The following is a 732-nucleotide window of genomic DNA, read 5'->3' on the forward strand; positions in this document are numbered from 1 at the left end:
GTCCACGACAGAGACGTTCGGTGTCGGAACCCGGATCGCAACCCCGTCCAGCTTGCCCTTCAGCTCCGGCAGCACCAGACCCACCGCCTTCGCCGCCCCCGTCGAGGTCGGGATCATCGACAGCGCCGCCGCCCGCGCCCGGTACAGGTCCTTGTGCATCGTATCCAGCGTCGGCTGATCGCCCGTATAGCTGTGGATCGTCGTCATGAACCCCCGCGTGATGCCGACCGCGTCGTTCAGGACCTGCGCCACCGGGCTCAGGCAGTTCGTCGTGCACGAGCCGTTCGAGATCACCAGATCCTCCGGCCGCAGCACCTTGTCGTTCACCCCGAACACGATCGTCTTGTCCGCCCCGGCCGAGGGTGCCGAAACCAGAACCCGCTGCGCGCCGTTCTCCAGGTGCAGCGCCGCCTTGTCCCGGTCGGTGAAGACCCCCGTGCATTCCAGCGCGACATCCACCCCCTGCCAGGGCAGCTCCGCAGGGTTGCGCACCGCCGTCACCTCGATCGGCCCCCGGCCAACGTCGATCGTCGCGCCGGTCACCCGGACCTCCCCCGGAAACCGGCCATGCACGCTGTCGAACCGCAGCAGATGCGCGTTCGTCTCCACCGGACCAAGATCGTTGATCGCAACAATCTCGACATCGTTCCGCCCAGACTCCACAATCGCCCGCACGATGTTCCGCCCTATCCGGCCAAAACCGTTGATCGCCAAAGTCGTCGTCATGAGGTC

Annotated in this window: 1 protein-coding gene; it reads right to left on the reverse strand. The window is 66.5% G+C overall.

The genetic code is table 11. The features are described from left to right. Window positions 1-726 (reverse strand): type I glyceraldehyde-3-phosphate dehydrogenase (locus CN97_RS19685; protein ID WP_035715330.1); only part of this gene is annotated, 726 nt, incomplete at its 3' end. Window positions 727-732 lie beyond the last annotated feature (6 nt).

Origin of the sequence: Haematobacter massiliensis, assembly GCF_000740795.1 — a bacterium.
GTDB lineage: Bacteria > Pseudomonadota > Alphaproteobacteria > Rhodobacterales > Rhodobacteraceae > Haematobacter > Haematobacter massiliensis.